This window comes from Terribacillus sp. FSL K6-0262, from assembly GCF_037977385.1.
Lineage (GTDB): Bacteria > Bacillota > Bacilli > Bacillales > Amphibacillaceae > Terribacillus.
Genome location: NZ_CP150277.1, coordinates 1,155,001 through 1,170,786 on the forward strand (window position 1 = coordinate 1,155,001; position 15,786 = coordinate 1,170,786).

Annotated in this window: 20 protein-coding genes (1 of these 20 only partly in view); 2 read left to right on the top strand and 18 right to left on the bottom strand. The window is 47.7% G+C overall.

What is annotated here, in order from left to right:
- A protein-coding gene (locus MHI54_RS05930) for a SprT family protein (RefSeq protein WP_340082616.1) crosses the window boundary here: on the bottom strand, positions 1-202 show its beginning. It extends 275 nt beyond the left edge of the window; 202 of the gene's 477 nt are visible here — the first part of the coding sequence; it begins with the start codon at positions 200-202; its stop codon lies off the left edge, out of view.
- Positions 203-290: 88 nt separating this feature from the next.
- Here MHI54_RS05930 and cmpA point away from each other — a divergent pair, with 88 nt between their 5' ends.
- Positions 291-413 carry a cortex morphogenetic protein CmpA gene (cmpA, locus tag MHI54_RS05935; protein ID WP_095216911.1) on the top strand — a complete coding sequence of 41 codons (123 nt, stop codon included), beginning with the start codon at positions 291-293 and terminating at the stop codon, positions 411-413.
- Between the two features lie 42 nt (positions 414-455).
- On the opposite strand, the gene MHI54_RS05940 is transcribed toward cmpA, so the two are convergent.
- From MHI54_RS05940 to acpS, 15 genes are all read right to left on the bottom strand, one after another.
- On the bottom strand, positions 456-2,618 hold the full coding sequence (locus MHI54_RS05940; RefSeq protein WP_340082620.1) for a Tex family protein: 2,163 nt from the start codon (positions 2,616-2,618) through the stop codon (positions 456-458).
- 89 nt (positions 2,619-2,707) lie between these two features.
- Entirely contained in the window at positions 2,708-3,304 is a 597-nt protein-coding gene (locus MHI54_RS05945) for a SpoIIE family protein phosphatase (protein ID WP_233135138.1), read from the bottom strand.
- Positions 3,297-4,088, bottom strand: coding sequence for an RNA polymerase sigma factor SigB (sigB, locus tag MHI54_RS05950; protein WP_093727605.1), 792 nt, complete (start codon positions 4,086-4,088; stop codon positions 3,297-3,299). Before sigB ends, MHI54_RS05945 begins: the two co-directional genes overlap by 8 nt.
- Positions 4,060-4,536 (bottom strand): anti-sigma B factor RsbW, encoded by a 477-nt coding sequence (gene rsbW / locus MHI54_RS05955; protein WP_095216914.1) that lies wholly within the window; start codon positions 4,534-4,536, stop codon positions 4,060-4,062. Before rsbW ends, sigB begins: the two co-directional genes overlap by 29 nt.
- A gap of 2 nt (positions 4,537-4,538) precedes the next feature.
- Entirely contained in the window at positions 4,539-4,868 is a 330-nt protein-coding gene (locus MHI54_RS05960; protein WP_095216915.1) for an anti-sigma factor antagonist, read from the bottom strand.
- Positions 4,869-4,923: 55 nt separating this feature from the next.
- Positions 4,924-5,934, bottom strand: a complete 1,011-nt coding sequence (locus MHI54_RS05965; RefSeq protein ID WP_095216916.1) for a PP2C family protein-serine/threonine phosphatase — start codon at positions 5,932-5,934, stop codon at positions 4,924-4,926.
- Positions 5,935-5,950: 16 nt separating this feature from the next.
- Complete coding sequence (locus MHI54_RS05970; RefSeq protein ID WP_095216917.1) at positions 5,951-6,352, bottom strand: anti-sigma regulatory factor; 402 nt, start codon at positions 6,350-6,352, stop codon at positions 5,951-5,953.
- A 2-nt stretch (positions 6,353-6,354) separates the two neighbouring features.
- Entirely contained in the window at positions 6,355-6,711 is a 357-nt protein-coding gene (locus tag MHI54_RS05975; protein WP_038558142.1) for an STAS domain-containing protein, read from the bottom strand.
- Positions 6,708-7,580: an STAS domain-containing protein gene (locus tag MHI54_RS05980; RefSeq protein WP_340082928.1), complete on the bottom strand. Its 873-nt coding sequence runs from the start codon at positions 7,578-7,580 to the stop codon at positions 6,708-6,710. The genes MHI54_RS05975 and MHI54_RS05980 overlap by 4 nt, the downstream gene beginning before the upstream one ends.
- A 205-nt stretch (positions 7,581-7,785) precedes the next feature.
- Entirely contained in the window at positions 7,786-8,136 is a 351-nt protein-coding gene (locus MHI54_RS05985; protein ID WP_093727599.1) for a type II toxin-antitoxin system PemK/MazF family toxin, read from the bottom strand.
- A 4-nt stretch (positions 8,137-8,140) separates the two neighbouring features.
- Positions 8,141-8,416 carry an antitoxin gene (locus MHI54_RS05990; RefSeq protein ID WP_095216919.1) on the bottom strand — a complete coding sequence of 92 codons (276 nt, stop codon included), beginning with the start codon at positions 8,414-8,416 and terminating at the stop codon, positions 8,141-8,143.
- A gap of 156 nt (positions 8,417-8,572) precedes the next feature.
- Positions 8,573-9,745, bottom strand: a complete 1,173-nt coding sequence (gene alr, locus MHI54_RS05995) for an alanine racemase (protein WP_095216920.1) — start codon at positions 9,743-9,745, stop codon at positions 8,573-8,575.
- 84 nt (positions 9,746-9,829) lie between these two features.
- Entirely contained in the window at positions 9,830-10,846 is a 1,017-nt protein-coding gene (locus tag MHI54_RS06000; RefSeq protein WP_095216921.1) for an outer membrane lipoprotein carrier protein LolA, read from the bottom strand.
- A 50-nt stretch (positions 10,847-10,896) separates the two neighbouring features.
- A complete protein-coding gene (locus tag MHI54_RS06005; protein WP_095216922.1) occupies positions 10,897-12,408 on the bottom strand; it encodes an NAD(P)H-hydrate dehydratase in 1,512 nt (503 codons plus the stop codon).
- Positions 12,409-12,469: 61 nt separating this feature from the next.
- A complete protein-coding gene (acpS, locus tag MHI54_RS06010) occupies positions 12,470-12,835 on the bottom strand; it encodes a holo-ACP synthase (RefSeq protein WP_095216953.1) in 366 nt (121 codons plus the stop codon).
- Between the two features lie 152 nt (positions 12,836-12,987).
- Here acpS and MHI54_RS06015 point away from each other — a divergent pair, with 152 nt between their 5' ends.
- A complete protein-coding gene (locus MHI54_RS06015; protein ID WP_095216923.1) occupies positions 12,988-13,758 on the top strand; it encodes a rhomboid family intramembrane serine protease in 771 nt (256 codons plus the stop codon).
- Positions 13,759-13,767: 9 nt separating this feature from the next.
- Here the strand turns inward: MHI54_RS06015 and MHI54_RS06020 are convergent, their stop codons facing one another.
- Both MHI54_RS06020 and MHI54_RS06025 read right to left on the bottom strand, forming a co-directional pair.
- Positions 13,768-15,228, bottom strand: coding sequence for a PH domain-containing protein (locus MHI54_RS06020; RefSeq protein ID WP_095216924.1), 1,461 nt, complete (start codon positions 15,226-15,228; stop codon positions 13,768-13,770).
- A complete protein-coding gene (locus MHI54_RS06025; RefSeq protein WP_340082628.1) occupies positions 15,221-15,700 on the bottom strand; it encodes a PH domain-containing protein in 480 nt (159 codons plus the stop codon). The genes MHI54_RS06020 and MHI54_RS06025 overlap by 8 nt, the downstream gene beginning before the upstream one ends.
- Between the last annotated feature and the right edge of the window lie 86 nt (positions 15,701-15,786).

The following is a 15,786-nucleotide window of genomic DNA, read 5'->3' on the forward strand; positions in this document are numbered from 1 at the left end:
TGATTCCAATCGTTTCTTCCTGTCCAAGCTCATCCAAATACTTAGGATTGATCTCAATGATCCTTTTCCCGGGCAGGTATCTGCCTCCAGTCGTCCTGAGACGATTATTATACCTTGCAGTATCTACAAATGGCTTTTGAAACCACATAATTGAAATTTCTTCAACTATCTGCTGCAGATTATGCATCGTTATTTCTTTCATTACATAGGCACCTCCTGTTTCTCTCATGCATATAATGCTGCAGACATTCATTTTTCCCGACATCCAAGGGCTGCAGGAGGTAAAAAGAATGCCTAATTGGTTGAAAAATCAACTATCACAAGCTTTTCTCACAAAAAACGTTAACCAATTGAAGGTGTTGAATCAATGCTGGTTCTTCTATAAGCGGAAACAGCATTCCAACGGCGGCTAAAACCCCTGTCCCAAACGGGACAGGGGTTTGTCACTGCTGTTGTCACTTCACCATTGTAAGGGCTATTCGCTGTTTGTCAATGTCCACTTTATCCACCCAGACAGTGACAACATCCCCTACCGAAGCAATATCCATCGGATGTTTTACGTATCTATCCGACATTTTGGAAATATGGACGAGTCCATCCTGTTTGACTCCTATATCGACGAACACACCGAAATCCACTACGTTCCGGACCGTTCCCTGGAGCTCCATTCCTTCCTTGAGATCTTCCATTGCCAATACATCTTGTTTCAATAATGGCTGAGCCAAATCATCACGCGGGTCTCTCCCCGGCTGATTCAGCGCCTGTATGACGTCCTGGAGCGTTAATCGACCAATACCTAACTCTGCAGCAACTTGGTCGATGTCAAGCTCCGCCAGCTTCTCCCGCAGCTGCGCGCTCCCTATATCCGCCACAGTTGCACCAAGCCGCTCCAGAAGCTGTTTTGTAGCTGTATAGCTCTCTGGATGGATCGGCGTCCTATCAAGCGGCTCCTCACCGTCCAAGACACGCAGGAAGCCGATACTCTGTTCATAAGTCTTGTTTCCAAGCCTGGGAATGGCTTTCAGCTGCTTGCGCGAGGTGAATTTACCGATCTCATTCCGCTGCTTCACGACATTTGCTGCTACCGTCTTACTAAATCCCGATACATACTGCAGCAAAGATTCGGAAGCTGTATTCACATTGACCCCGACTTGGTTCACTGCAGTCTCCACGACAAACCCCAAGGAATCATTGAGTTTTTTTTGGCTGACATCATGCTGATATTGTCCGACGCCAATCGATTTCGGATCGATCTTGACCAACTCTGCCAAAGGATCCTGTATTCTGCGGCCGATGGAAATAGCACTACGTTCCTCCACTTGCAGATCTGGAAATTCCTTTCTTGCCAATTCCGATGCTGAATACACACTCGCGCCAGCTTCGTTTACGATTATATAAGCGACACTGCTTCCGGATTGACGAATCACATCCGCAATGAATTGCTCCGTTTCCCTTGATGCAGTTCCATTTCCAATGGCAATCAGTTCGACATTGTACTTTTCAAGCAACGCATCGACGATTCTTTTGGCTCCTTTGACATCGTTGCGTGGCGCTGTAGGATAAATCACATTCTTTTCCAGCAGCTTCCCTGTCTCATCGATAACCGCCAGCTTACATCCTGTGCGGAACGCCGGGTCCACTCCCAATACGACGCGGCCCTTCAATGGCGGCTGAAGCAAGAGATTTTTCAGGTTCTCCGAGAAAATTTTAATCGCTTGTTCCTCTGCCTTCTCCGACAGCATGGAACGAATTTCCCGTTCCACCGATGGCTGGATGAGACGCTTATAGCTATCCTCGATCACTGCCTCCAATGCTGCAGCTACTTCAGCAGATGCCCCTTGTCTGATGATTTTACGTTTAAGATAAGCTAGGATGACATCCACAGGCGGCTCGATCGTAACACGCAATATCCCTTCCTTCTCACCTCGGTTGACAGCCAAGGTCCGATGGGAAGCCATTTGCCGGATCGGCTCCTGATACGCATAGTACATTTCGTATACGCCTTTGTCATCGTCTTCCGCCTTTTTGACTTTGGTCAAAAGAACACCTTGCTTCTCTGTCTTATCTCTAATATAATCCCGAAAAGCCGGTTGCTCACTGATCCATTCCGCTACTATATCACCGGCACCTTGCAGCACTTCCGCCTCGGAATGCAGCTCTTTTTCAGGATCCAGATAGTTTTGCGCTTCTTTTTCCGGATCTCGGATGGTTTGTTCATAAAGTCCTTTTGCAAGGGGCTCCAATCCTTTTTCCTTCGCAATCGTTGCCTTTGTCCTCCGCTTTTGCTTGTATGGACGATATAAATCCTCTATGCGCTGCAGCTGCATGGCAGCCAGAATGTCGCGCTTGAGCTCCTCTGTCAGTTTTCCTTGCTCCTCGATCAAACGGATCACTTCCGTTTTCCGTTGGTGAAGCTGCTGTGCATATTCCCACTTATCCTGAATCGCCTTGATTTCAACTTCATCCAGAGCTCCAGTCTGCTCTTTCCGGTAACGGGCAATAAACGGTACGGTATTTCCCTCTCCCAGCAGGTGGATGACCTGTCTGATGGATGATTGTTTGATGGATGTTTCTTTTTCGACCCATTGTATGAGCCTGTCTTGAATCGATGGTTCCAATTTTGTTCCTCCTGACTGCTGCTATCCTCATTGTATCAGAATTGCTGGGCAGATAAAAAAAGGATCGGCACCTGCGCGAGGTACCAATCCTATTCTGTGTATTTCATGGCAATCAATGTTATATCATCTTCATGCGGCTTTTGTTTGGTGAGAGCGAACATATCCCTTATTTTCCGAACATCCTTTTCCTTGAAAAGTTCCTGCGTAAGCTCGTTATCGGAAACACCATCAGAAAACATAACGAATATCATATCATCTTGCAGGATTCCCCGTGAAATCTTATATTTCCTCGGATACCCGGCAAGAAACCCTTGGCTCGGTATACATCGCTCTTTTTTACCACTTGTGATTGTCATGATCCCGATATTGCCAATGGAAGTGAAGGAATAAGTGCTTGTCCGATAATCCACCTTCAAGATACCCAGCACGACTCCGCGTTTACCGACCAATACCTCGTTCGATCTTCTGATCAGCTCATCGATTCCGCTATGCACATGGGCACGGATCACATCTATCACTACCTGTGATGACTCTTTGGCAAATTCCCCGCTTCCAAGTCCATCAGCCAGCACACAGATGAATTCATGTTCCGATTCATGGTAGAAATAACTATCTCCGCAATAATAATTGCCTTTTTTAGGCTCCTGAAACGCCGACACATCCATATGGAGATAGAAATCACTCAAAGCTGTCCGCACCTTCGGCTTGCAGGGCCTCCCGCAGTTTACGCAAAGCTCTGCGCTGCAGACGCGATACATGCATCTGAGAAATACCGAGTCTTTCCCCTGTATCTTTTTGGCTCATATTCTCGAAGTATGTGCAGCGAAGTATCTCCTGCTCCCGCTCACTGAGAATTGGAAGCACCTTTTCCAGCAGCATTCTGCGGTCTATGTCTTCGTAGCCATTATCCGTCGAGCCTACCAAATCGAGGATAGCCACCGTGCTGCCATCCGAGTCAGCCTCAATCTTTCTGTCGACAGACAATGCCTTATAGCTTTTGCCCATTTCCATCGTTTCCAAAATGTCTTCCTCGGACACTTCCAGATAAGCAGCGATTTCAGCCACGGTCGGGGATTTTTGATTTTCTGTCGTCAGTTCATCGATTGCCTTGCGTATTTTCGGACCCAGCTCTTTGATCCGCCGCGGTACATGGACACTCCATGTCTTATCACGAATGAAGCGTTTGATTTCCCCGATGATTGTCGGGATGGCAAATGATTCAAAGGATTTGCCGAAATCAGGATTATATCTCCTGATTGCTGCAAGCAGGCCCAGCATGCCGACCTGGACCAAATCTTCATGGATGGAGCTGTTCTTGGAATATTTCCTTGCTATGGATACGACGAGGTCTTTGTATGTGAGTACGATTTTTTCTTGGATTTCTTCATCTGTGGGATGCTTTTGCAGATGATCTATCCATTTATAAACCTCATCCTCACGGTTATTGTGTGGTTGAGATTTGGTCGTCATCTAGCCCCACCTCATTTTCATGAAGGTATTTCGTCATGAGGACGATCACTCCAGAATCGCTGTTGATTTCCACTTTGTCCATCAACGCATCTATCAGGAATAAACCAAAACCGCCCTCCCTCAGCTGTTCGATGGGTTCTGCTGCCTCATACGGGCCAATATTCCTTTTTACTTGATCCAAGTTGAAGCTGTCGCCATGATCGGCGACCATCACTTCGAGACGATTTTCATATACGCCGAAACCGATCGTAACTTCGCCATCTTCATCCTTTTCATATGCATGGTTAACCGTGTTCGTCACCGCCTCGGAAATTGCAACCTTCAAATCCTCGATATCCTCATAGGAAAAACCCATCCGGTTTGCAACACCTGAAGCAGTCAAGCGAATCACACCAACGTATTCTGGTTTAGCCGGTACTTTGATCTCGATAAAATCGAAAGATTCCATAATTAATAGCCACCTCGTACTGTTTTGTCAACATCGATCACATCGATCAAACCTGTAATCTCGAACAAACGGTATACACGATCCTGCAGCTGTACGAGCTTCAATTCACTGTTGTTTTCTTTCGTCGATTTCAACCCGCTAACGAATACGCCCAATCCGGTACTGTCCATATAATTCACCTGCTCCAGATTGACTTCGACTTTATTCCCCTCTTTACTCGTCAGGGATAAAAGTGTTTCTTTCAATTTAGGAGCTGTATAGGCATCTATTTCACCAGCTAAAAGAACAATTGATTTCCCTGCTTGTTCTTGTACGTCAACAGTTAAGTTCATCATGTACCTCCTAAGGGCTAGTTACCATCCTATGTAATACCCGTGTCTTCTCGATTCAAACATCTTTTTTGATAATTATTAAGGTAAAGTCATCCCGCAGATGAAAATCCTGCAGTTTTTCGAAATGTTTATATACGTTTTCCACCAATTCCTGTGCTGGGAGATGGGAAAAACTCTTGATGACCTCCAGCACTTCCTCACTCTCGATGAAACGATCTCCCTGACGGCATTCGGTAACGCCGTCCGTCAGCAGGATGATCATATCCCCTGCATGGATTTCCCTTTCATATTGGCGGTATTGGGCCGTATCCGTAACACCGAGGACGACCCCTTTCGCCCTGATCTCTTCGAATGCATCCTCGGCAGCATGATAATAAAAACCAGGTTCATGCCCTGCTGATGAGTAAGTGATCGTGCTGGCCTCCGGATTGAAAAGAGCATAAAACATCGTGATGAACATGCTGGGATCGACATTGCGCTCCACAACCCGATTAAGGCTTTCAAGAATCTCACTCGGTTTTTTATGCTCGGACGGAAAACTTTCCATCGCATATTTGATCATGGACATACATAATGCCGCTGGGATACCTTTACCGATCACATCAGCCACTGTGATACCTACAGTACCATCTTCATGATGAATGAAGTGATGGTAATCACCATTCATCTGATTCGCAGGTACGCTGACAACACCGATATCAAAGCCTTCCACATCAGGCTTTTCAGTCGACAGCAACGTATTCTGCATCCGAGCAGCCACGGAGATCTCCGATTTGATCTCGAGCTGCTCTTCCCTCAGATCCTGGAATTCCTGAAGCGCCAAACCGTAGGAAATCATCACCTCCAATAGGAAGCTCATCGAGTGCTGTATATTCTCTGGAAGATCCGGATAGATATCTTCCAGCGCATTGATATGCGTGTTGATGATCTCCTCCAGCGATATATTGTGCTGGATGGAGCGTTTACTTATCTGCTCCGCCTCATATAGGGCAGACTCATCCTGTGTATCGATGTATTGCTTGAGCAGTTCCCGATAGTGGGACAGATCTAGCTTAAGCGCATCCACCTGGCATCATCCTCCTCTAACGGACCCATTTCACGACGCGGATTTCCGTCCCTTCGCCTATCTTTGAAGTAATATCAAATTCATCCATCAGGCGTTTTACACCAGGAAGACCTGCGCCCAGACCTCCGGATGTGGAAAAACCATCCTCCATTACCTGACTGATATCTTTAATACCTGGACCTGTATCGATTGCGACGATGCAAATCCCGCGCGAACCGACATTCTCCACTTCATCAAAGCAGATTTTTCCGCTTCCGGCATAAAGATAGATATTACGTGCAAGCTCCGAAATAGCAGTTGCGATACGAGCTTGATCGACGATCCCAAAGCCCAGCTTTTTCGAAAAGTCGCGGCCGAATTGTCTTGCACCGACAATGTCCCATTCTTTCTGTATATTCACACAGGTTCTGAAGTCCATTTTCACTCCTCCAGTTCCTGGCGCAATTTGATCAATCCTTGTTCTAAATCTAATGCTGTCGTTACCTCATTCAAATGAATGCCCAAATCGATAAGTGTCACGGCCACAGCTGGCTGGATTCCGGTCAGGACGACCTTTGCCCCCATCAAGTCGGACATTGTCACTACATCGCCCAATACTTTGGCGATGAAGGAGTCGATGATGTCGACGGAAGTCAAGTCGATGACCACTCCTGTCGCCCCGCTCTGATGGATTTTATTGAGCAAGTCTTCCTGGAATTGAATCGCAGTCTGGTCATCCAGATCGATCTGGATACTGATCAGCAAATAGTTATGCAGCTTCAATATTGGGATTCTCACGGTTGTTCACTCCCATCAAGCGAATCGATCAGCTCTTCAATCGTCTGTTCTTCGCTGTTTGTTTGTACGATCATTTTGTTCGTCATTTCAAGAGCGGTAGTGAATCCCTTGCGAAGGGAGCTCTTCGTCGGGAACTTACTGAGATCTATCCCCAGATTCACAATCGTCTGGGCAATCTCCGGTCTGATACCGACAAGGATGCAAGTGGACCCGATCAGCCTCACTGCTTCTGCAGCCTGGATGATATGATGTGCGACCATGGTATCCACAACCGGTACACCAGTAATATCAATCAGCACTACCTCTGCATGATGCTTGATTACGCCATCGAGTAAATTCTCCATGATGAATTTGGCCCGCTCCGTATCAATGGTTCCAATCAGCGGCATGACTGTGATATTATCCATGACCGGGATCAAAGGTGCAGATAATTCCTGCAATGCGACACGCTGAAGGGATACTGTATTTTCCCAGTTGCCGGAATATTCATTCACCAGCTGGTTGATGAACGGATTCACAAGCTCATCCACATGCCTTAACACTTTCGACACAGGGACATCCAACTCTTCGTGATCGACAAGGAACTCCACTGCGACGCGTTTGAAAAGCTGCAGGCCATCCGTCAGATAGCTGAGCGGCCAGCCCAGATTGATGACTCGTTCTGTAAAGCTGTCCAGATCGGAAGTCAAGCTCTCCTTCTCGACACTGCCGAAAATGATATCGACGAATTCCCGGTTCGTGTTTTCGAAAAGATCCTGCGAAATAGTGGAAATCACGACATTTTTCTGTTTCTCTGCGACTTCCTCAAGCCACATATGAATCAGATTGTCACTGTTTTCAACCAGAATCTCCTTCAGATTTTTTGCCATCATGAAACCCCCGTATTGTAACGTTCACCTTGTAAAAAGCCGTTTTTGCAGTCATATGCTCAAGGCCACTTTATCTACTTATTAATCTAACACCAATACGCCCACCTTGCCAATAAGGCGGCTGCTTTTTAGTATATACCATAATCCAACAGGACTGAAATCAAAACAAAAAAGCCCTTACGTCACCGTAAGGGCTGGTCCGTTCCTAGAACTCTGTAAGGCCTAGGCTTATTTCAAGTGCTCGATTGATATTTCCCATCATCTGTGGGTCAAGCTGGGTGATCTTATCCGTCAGCCGCTGCTTGTCGATTGTTCGGATCTGTTCCAGAAGAATGACGGAATCCCGCTCAAATCCATACTTCTTGGCATCGATCTCCACATGGGTCGGCAGCTTGGCTTTTTGGATCTGTGCCGTTATTGCCGCTATGATGACGGTCGGACTGAATCGATTGCCGATATCATTCTGCAGGACCAACACCGGGCGTACGCCCCCCTGTTCTGATCCCACTACCGGGGACAGGTCGGCGAAATAGACTTCGCCTCTTTTAACGATCAAGGGCCTACACCCCGCTTACAAGGCGCTCTAACGTTACTTCTGCCTCCTCTTCAGCTTGGAAAGCTTCTGAAGCGATATTAAGATTGATACGTGCCATCTCCATGTAACCCTTCTGCATGGTCTCACGGATATTCTTTCTTTCCTGCACGTATGACTTCGTTGCTTGATAGAAGAAATGATCGAGACTATTGTTATTATTCTGCATCAAACCATCCACCTCATTCAGGAGTTTCTTAGGCAGCTTTACAACGATTTCTTGTAAGCCTTCGGACACAACCATACACCTCCACCAATTCACTCGGGTCGATTCTGTAAAAATCCATTTTCATCATACCATCCGAGCATTGTGTTTGCAAAGGACTCTCCGGAACTTTTTGATAAAAAAAGCCTTTTTCAAACAAAAAGCTTGGGAGGAAGGCTGGCTTCCTGCCGAAAATTACAAGCTTTCGCCGGGAGAAAGCGCATTGGTGACTTCGACAATCTCACCAGAGCGTTTATAAACGCGAGGCATCCGGGCGGCGATGAGGCAAGGAACCTCATAATTTATGGTATCGACCCAGTCTGCCACTTCATCCATGCTGATAAATGCATCCTGCTGCGGACCGATGAGAACGACCTCTGTACCGTTCGGATAGGCTTTATCAAGCCTCACCATGCATTGATCCATGCAAACCCTGCCGACAACAGGCATTCGTTTGCCATCTACAAGTACTTCGAAGCCCTGCATCTTGCGGATCCAGCCATCAGCATAGCCGATCGGCAGGGTCCCGATCCATTCGGGTTTATTTGTTTCATAGGTTGCACCGTAACTTACCGCTTCATGCGCTTCAAGCTGCTTCACATGCACAAGTCTGCTGTGCAGGGAAAACGCTTGGCGGAGATTGATCGGATGTTCCTCTTTGACGACCTTTGACGGATATAGTCCGTACATGCCGATTCCAAAACGGACAAAATCCGACTCATCCGCAGCGAAGCGCATACTGGCTGCGCTATTGTCCGTATGCACGATGATTGGGTGCTGCCACTCTTCCCGCAGCGATTGGAACAGCTTATCAAACTTACTCCGCTGTCCTTCAAAGTAAGCTAAATCCGCATCGTCAGCTGTTGCAAAATGCGTATAGACACCTTCAAGGTGAAGGGATGGGACATCGAGCAGCGGCAAGACCTCCCGTACTTCCTCCTCCGTCCGAAAACCTAATCTTCCCATTCCGGTATCCAGCTTCATATGCAGCTGCAGCGGCTTGCGGAATTGCTGTGCACGTACGGTCTCCAGCCAATCCTTGCGGTAGAAAGTCAGTGAGATATCATGATCTGCAGCTATTGCCGCATCCTCCGGCCTAGTCGCCCCAAGCACAAGGATGGCTGCATGAATGCCATTTTTGCGCAGATGGATTGCCTCATCCAAAAAGGCGACAGCCAGGGCTTGGGCCCCGGCATCCAGTGCCGTCTGCGCGACTTGGACATACCCATGTCCGTATGCATTAGCTTTGACAACTGCATAAATCCCTTTGTCTTCTCCGATATGTGCTGCCAGTTGCTTTATATTATATTCAACATGATCGAGATTTATTTCCACCCAGGAATCCCGATAAAATTGGTCATTCCGCATATGTATTCATCTCCTAGATTTTTTACCTTTGCTTATTATAACAGGAAAACAAAAAAGCAGACTCGGTTCGTCTGCTTCGAATCATCATTTCATGGCCTGGCCGTTTATGGATGCAGCCACTTCCTGTATTTCTTCCCGGGTCAATTCCTCGCTGGCCAGCATATAATCCACACCATCATGTGTCCATGTCAGACTGGAAGATGTAATGGCTCCCACAGTGAAACCAAGGCTGAATGGTTCTCCGCTGGCAGGTGTGGCAGCAGCCGGCGCGGTTTCCGAAACGTCCGCACGCTCCTGAATCAAAGTGAAACTCTTTTCTCCTTCATACGTCAGGATGACGCGTTCCTTCCCATCCACACTTACTTCCTTCTCCTCGGCAAGCGTCGCACCGACTGTTTCAGTAGGATACAGCACAGTCAGCCCTTGTTGTTCCGTTGGCACGGCCGAAGCAGGCACGCCGGATAAGGAACCGGTCAGGTTATTTTCCAGTTCAAAATCCTTGTCTGTGAACTTCGGATCCAGTTTGAAGGCAGAGAACGCCACTTCAACCATTGGTTTCTTATCTTTATCCAGCACTTTCACAAGCTCGGGTGTATACGTCTTTTTATTGAAATAGATCTCTTGATAAGGCAGTGTCGTATTGTTTTGATATGTCGTTTTCGTCTGGAAAACATAATGCTCCTCCGTTGTCTCGAAAGAAGCATCATCATCCTTCAGGACATCCTGGACCAGCGACTGGTACAAATAAGGCTGACTGCTGTTATAAGGCCATTCGCTTTGGAATTTGAAGCTTTTCTTCAAAGCGGGGGTGAGCACGAATACACCATCCTTATTTCGCAGGATCACCTGACTGCCTTGCTCGTCAGCATCGTTTTTCAATAAAACGCGGTAATGGTCGTCTTTTTGGTACCATATATCGATTCCGTAGGCCTGCTGTTCTTCTCCTGTGTTCAGCTTCATAGTGGCTTCGGCCTTGTAGCCTTGCAGCTCAGCAGATGTCTCTTCCAGATTTTGGACCACTTCCTCCCGGGAAGCATCGCCGCAGCCGGCTAGTAAGAATAAAAAGGCAGCAAAGACAATCAAACCAGCAAATCTTTTCATGGTCACACTCCTTTGTCAGCTATAAAGCGAACAAAGAGAACATGCCACCCTCAATCGGAAATGTCACGAAAGACCTTGGCCAGTCCTTTCATGAGATCAGTTGCCAGCAGATCCTGCTGCGAATGCATATCGCCGACCAGTACATCCGCCGCTTTGCCATGGACATAGACTCCGTTTGCGATTGCCTCCATCAGATCATCATGCTGCATCAGCATGGCCAGCAGGATACCAGAAAGTACATCCCCGCTTCCGCCTTTCCCAAGACCAGGGTTTCCTGTCGTATTGACCACCTGGCTGCCATCAGGGGCAGTAATGATCGTATACGTCCCTTTCAGCACGAGATGTACCTGATGTACAATCGCAAATTTCCTCGCGAGCTCAAACGGGCGCTCCAGGAGCTCTGGAACCTTCATATCCAAGAGCATCGCCATTTCTCCAGGATGCGGCGTCAATATCGTCGGAGCTTGCCTATTCCGCAGGATCTCCAGGTCGGATTTGATATGATGAAGGCCATCTGCATCCACCAGGACAGGAACCTCAGCCTGCTCCAGCACCCGCCTGGTCAAGGCTGCTGTCGCTTCGCTCCTTCCCATGCCCATGCCGACGGCGATCCCATCATATGCACTCACATCAAGTGTTTCCGTATCGACTATCACGCCATTTTCTCCTTCCAACACAGTGAATGTCGCTTCAGCCAAGTGAGCTGAGACAGATGGAATGACTTGGCGTAATGTACCGACGGTAAGAAGACCCGCTCCCGCTCTTAAAGCAGCCATGCTGGACATCGTAACCGATCCCGGCATCTCCATTCCTCCTCCGATGAGGAATCCTTTGCCATGGGTCCCCTTGTGTGAGAAAGGCTGCCGGATGGGGAATGACCGCTTCACGTCCTGTACTGTCCATATTCTGGCACCAGCTTGTCTGCCTAAATAAGCAGCTGGCAGACCGATGGATACGGTATCCCATATCCCGTAATAGGCTGCTGTCTTCTGGATGAATGCACTTGGCTTTGGCGCTTCGATGACGAAGGTATAATCCGCCCGGACCGCCTCATCGAATCCCGAGGCATCATCCGCAGGTACACCGGAAGGCAAATCAATCGCAATGACAAGTGCAGCCGAATCGTTGACAGCCTGTACCGTTTCCGTATAGGGACTTTTCAGCTCCCCCCGGATACCCAGGCCGAGCATTGCATCGACGATGACATCCGCTTTTTCCAAAGCCAGCCGGAATGTATCTGCTTCAACGTCCATCACTTCACCGCCAAGACGGTCATAGACTTGCTGATGCACGGCTGCGTCAGCTGTCAAATTTCGCCCGACCTGCACGGCAGCCGCATCATATCCTTCATTCAGCAGTGTTCTGGCTACCACATATCCATCGCCGCCATTATTTCCAGAGCCACAGAGGACAAGTATCCGGTCCGTGGTTCCGATCAGCGGTTTCATCCGTTCAGCGATGGCCCGGCCAGCAGATTCCATCAGGATGCTGCCGTTTATTCCGATATCCTCCATCGCATGACGATCCACTTCGTACATTTCCTTTGCGGTGACAATATACACGCTGTTCCCTCCTACCCGCACTACAATCTATGAGACATGCTTGAAAAATATGCAGACAAGTCTATTCACCCTGTGTGATGATGACTTGCGCTGCGGCATATGCATCCGAATGTGTAATCGACAAGAATACCAGTTCCCCCTCTGTCTGGTCGGCAGATGTCAGCACTGGCGCCCCAGCCTCATTGGGTAAAATTTCGATATCATGGAGCCCCAGTTTTCCCAATCCGGTTCCTCTGGCTTTCGCATAAGCTTCCTTGGCAGCAAAACGTCCAGCTGCGAATTCCACCTTGCGTTTATCGGATGTCAGTGATTCATAGTGCGTTTTTTCTGATTTTGTCAGGATCCTGTCCAGGATACGTTCATTATGCCCTATCGCTTTTTTGATTCGTGCTAATTCTGTAATATCTAAACCAATACCCTTTATCACGGGTGCACAACCTACCTTCCAGCTGAATTTCCCTACCAAGTATTGTACCCTATATGTATAAAAGCAGGGAGGAAAGTTATAGGATGTAAACAAAGCAAATTTCCATGCTTTGCGCTATGCTGATCAACAGAAGGTATGAAGGAGGAATTCGATTGTTCCGCAGGACCGAAAGCTTTAAAGAATATTTATATGCTTATCCTGTTATCAGCTTTATCGTGGCAGCCAATCTGCTGCTTTGGCTCATAACCGGACTGTTTCAGACGCCAGTCGGGAACAGCCTGTATCAATTAGGAGCAGGCGTAAATCTATTTATCTCGGGCGGGGAATACTGGCGTCTCGTCACTCCGATTTTCCTGCACGCCCCCGGCAGCATCTCGCACGTGCTTTTCAACTGTTTTTCCCTGGTGATCTTCGGACCTGCCCTTGAGCAAATGCTGGGAAAGCTGAAATTCAGCTTGTTTTACCTGCTTACGGGAATCATCGGTAATACCGTTACGTATATACTGGATCCTTATAGCTTCGTGAGTCATATCGGTGCCTCCGGTGCAATCTATGGATTGTTCGGAAGTTATCTGTTCATGGTTTATTTCCGCAAGCATTTGATCGATCCAGGAAATGCACAATTGATACTCATCATTTTTATTGTCGGTATCATCATGTCCCTATTTTCCGCAAATATAAACCTCACCGCCCATCTGGCGGGAGCTGCGGCGGGATTTGTACTGGCACCGCTCTTCCTTGTCAAAGCACAGCCATTCTCGATCTACCGGAACAAACGCCCCCGCCAGGGTGATGACGAGGCGGGATTTGATCCAGACCGCTGGAAAAAGCGTCCGTATGGCAGACGTACCAATAAAAAGCTGATCCTCTGGATTGTCATTGCAGTCTTGGTGCTGATCGGAATTTACGACTATATGAATTGAACCGCACATTTACTGTGCGGTTCTTTTTGGGCTTCGGAAGGAATACCAATCATAGGCCTCATCTGCATCCTTCTCATCCAAATGCTTTACTTTAAAGCTGCTTCCTGCAGCACCTCCCGATGCGACTGCTATCTTCAAAGTCCCAAGCTGCTTCTTTGATTGGAAGTAATGCTGGGATTCATGGAAGGACTGCACCTTTTTGCGATGCGAATGAACAGTGACACGTGTCAGTTCACGATAACGCATGGTCAGCATACCCTGCGTCCATGATACTCCTGCATCCCGATGGTCCAAGACACCGAATAGGATGGACAGCACTACGAGCGGAAGAGCAAATAGCCCATATCCGCCGAAGAAATAAATGAGCACACCCGTGATAAGAATGGATATTGCTGCCGGCAGGAATAGATACCTCATCAAAGCCCGCTTCGGCGGTTTCCGATAAGCGGTCCCGACTACATATTCAGGCAGCATGGCATCCAAAAAATCACGAAGCTCTTTTCGTCTAAGCAGCGGGAATAAAACAGTGGAAACACTCTTTTGATCCTTACCAGCTTCCCCACCTGCTATTTCCACACTGACCGCCAGCAGCCCGAATGGCTGACGGAATATATTCTCTTCCACTTTCAGTGCCTGTATCCTGTGCAATGGGATGGTCATTTCCTTTCGTTCCAAAAGCCCTCTTTGGATGAAAAGCTCATTCCCTTGTTTCGTTATTTCAAAGGAACAGTATTTCAGTATGGTACCGACCATCGCCACCATCCAAGTGACTGCCAAACTGCCGGCCGCAAAAAGGATGGACAAAAGCAGACTTTGCTTCAGCAGCCAGTGATAGAAGAAAGAATAGATGTTGATATCCATGACATTGTCAGCTTGCTGTGTGATTGCAAATAGAAAACCAAAGATGATCCCTGTACCGCCCGATGTGGCAGCAGCTGCCAACAAACGCCGGAAACTGAGCCGGCAGCTCACTCTATGCTCTGAAAGCTGTGTATCCTCTGCATTTTCAAGCACAGTATCTTGCTCTTTTCTTTTGACGAATTGCTGGATTGCTGCTGCATCCGATTTGGAAAGAGCCGGGATCACTCCCTCGGCTTCTTTCCCCCCGCCTGCTGTCTGTACTTCCAGCTTCACCAAACCAAATAATCTGTGAAAGATATTGGCACTTGTATTCACAGAATGGATGCGATGTTTGGAAATATATCTTTTTTTCCGGACAAAGATCCCAGACTCAATGCGAAGTTCATCTTGTTCCATCCGATACGTAAAACGGTACCAATACAAAAAGGCAAACAAGCCATCCAAAAGCAATACGATTCCGATAAGTGCATAAGGACTCCACCAAAATAATTCCGTCAATTCCCTTAATAATGCGATGAAAGCAATGACCAGCGGAACAATGGCATCCTTGATAAGCTTCAGCATCCGGAGGACGATGCTGATCGGATGCATCCGTTTCGGTTCAGACATCTTCTTCCTCCACGCGAGCAAGCACTCCGATCCTATCCCGCAGCTCCAGCGCTTCCTCCAAAGCGAGAGCTGGTATTTGATGAGTGGTTGCAGCTGTCGAGACAGATACCGTAGCCAAACCGAATTTCTTGAGTATCGGACCTTGCTCCGTATCGACATGCTGCACCCGGATCATCGGTATAATTGTCTGCGTGACAATGAAAATACCGCTTTGTATGTATATTTCCTGCTCAAACACCTCATAACGCCATCTCTTCCACCGAACTGCCGGAAGCAGCCAGATAAAAAAGAATAAAGCAGCGATGATCACACCCCATCCAATATACAGGACCAAATCCGGTATGGACCAGGCATCTTGAAAATATGTGACGACTCCTGCCGCAATGACCACAAGCAGCATATACAGACTCGCATTTATCCTCCAAACCTTCTTCGCGCTTGATGCAATTCTATTGCGCGGCTGTGCCTTCATGATACTCCACCCTCTTTCCAGTCATATCATACGATTGAACTAGTGATTTGTTTCACCATAAAGACCATAAAAAACAGACACCTTCT

Excerpts from the sequence above, each read along its gene's own strand:
- sigB (WP_093727605.1), bottom strand. The coding sequence starts at position 4,088 with ATGACGACCAAATCTCAACCACACAATAACCGTGAGGATGAGGTTTAT.
- rsbW (WP_095216914.1), bottom strand. The coding sequence starts at position 4,536 with ATGGAATCTTTCGATTTTATCGAGATCAAAGTACCGGCTAAACCAGAA.
- MHI54_RS05960 (WP_095216915.1), bottom strand. The coding sequence starts at position 4,868 with ATGAACTTAACTGTTGACGTACAAGAACAAGCAGGGAAATCAATTGTT.
- MHI54_RS06020 (WP_095216924.1), bottom strand. The coding sequence starts at position 15,228 with ATGTCTGAACCGAAACGGATGCATCCGATCAGCATCGTCCTCCGGATG.
- alr (WP_095216920.1), bottom strand. The coding sequence starts at position 9,745 with ATGCGGAATGACCAATTTTATCGGGATTCCTGGGTGGAAATAAATCTC.
- MHI54_RS05970 (WP_095216917.1), bottom strand. The coding sequence starts at position 6,352 with ATGGACTTCAGAACCTGTGTGAATATACAGAAAGAATGGGACATTGTC.
- cmpA (WP_095216911.1), top strand. The coding sequence starts at position 291 with ATGCCTAATTGGTTGAAAAATCAACTATCACAAGCTTTTCTCACAAAA.
- MHI54_RS06000 (WP_095216921.1), bottom strand. The coding sequence starts at position 10,846 with ATGAAAAGATTTGCTGGTTTGATTGTCTTTGCTGCCTTTTTATTCTTA.
- MHI54_RS06025 (WP_340082628.1), bottom strand. The coding sequence starts at position 15,700 with ATGAAGGCACAGCCGCGCAATAGAATTGCATCAAGCGCGAAGAAGGTT.
- MHI54_RS05990 (WP_095216919.1), bottom strand. The coding sequence starts at position 8,416 with ATGGTTGTGTCCGAAGGCTTACAAGAAATCGTTGTAAAGCTGCCTAAG.
- MHI54_RS05980 (WP_340082928.1), bottom strand. The coding sequence starts at position 7,580 with ATGGCAAAAAATCTGAAGGAGATTCTGGTTGAAAACAGTGACAATCTG.